This is a genomic window from Fusibacter tunisiensis, assembly GCF_016908355.1.
Classification (GTDB): Bacteria; Bacillota; Clostridia; order Peptostreptococcales; family Acidaminobacteraceae; genus Fusibacter_D; species Fusibacter_D tunisiensis.
The window spans coordinates 1-1,013 of the sequence record NZ_JAFBDT010000074.1 but is presented as its reverse complement, the minus strand read 5'-3'; the positions used below and the strand labels follow the sequence as shown (position 1 = coordinate 1,013).

Here is a 1,013-nt window from a genome sequence, read left to right as displayed (position 1 = left end):
ATGTCAGAATCGGTGGTAAAATACCCATAATAAACGGTTGAATTTTCCCCACAAACGACGTATATTCCTCTTAGAAAGGGGGAATATACAGGTGATTAGTTGTGAGGAGTATTTTATGATTAGAGATTTAAAAAGCAAAGGATTAACAAATAAGCAAATTGCTGATCAAATAGGTATTGATCGCAAAACAGTAGGCACTTGGCTAAAAATGAACACTTTGCCTTCGTACGAAAGAAAAACCAACAAAGAAAGCAAACTGGAACCATATAAAGCATATGTACTTCAAAGAATGAATGAAGGATGTGTAAATTCAGTTGTTTTATATGATGAGATTGTAGATCTTGGATATCAAGGTAAAATGACGATTCTTAGAGAGTTCATGAAACCACATCGTGAAAAAGCCCTTATAAAAGCATCAATCCGGTATGAAACTCCCCCAGGAAAACAAGCCCAAGTGGATTGGGGTGAATTTTACGGACAGCTTCCCGATAAAACGTTTAAAAAGATATATGCTTTTATAATGATTCTTGGATACTCAAGAGATTATTATTTAGAGTTCACGGAAAACTCAAAATTCGAGACACTTATAGGCTGTCATGAACGTGCTTTTTCCTACTTCGGCGGTGTTCCAGAAAGTATCCTTTACGATAATATGAAAACGGTTGTTGCCCACAGTCATAAAAAAGGTGTTGAAAAATGGAATCAACGATTCTTAAGGTTTGCTGAACATCATTCGTTCACACCTGTTAGACATCGTCCATATTTACCAAGGTCCAAAGGAAAGGTGGAACGAGGTGTAAGCTATATCAGGGGGAACTTCTGGCCTCGAGTAAAATCATTTAGTGATCTTGCCGACCTTAATGAACAGGCGAAAGTATGGCTGGACACCAAGTGCAATGTTAGGATCCATAAAACAACACGAAAAATTCCAATGGAAGCGCTAAAAGATGAAAACCTGAAACCAATGAATCTTGAACCGTTTTTGGCGTCTGACCACCTTCCACGAAAAGTAT

1 protein-coding gene is annotated in these 1,013 nt (G+C 37.6%); it reads left to right on the top strand.

What is annotated here, in order from left to right; translation table 11 throughout:
• Positions 1-115: 115 nt before the first annotated feature.
• On the top strand, positions 116-1,013 hold an 898-nt coding region (gene istA / locus JOC49_RS13130; protein ID WP_204665488.1), incomplete at its 3' end, for an IS21 family transposase.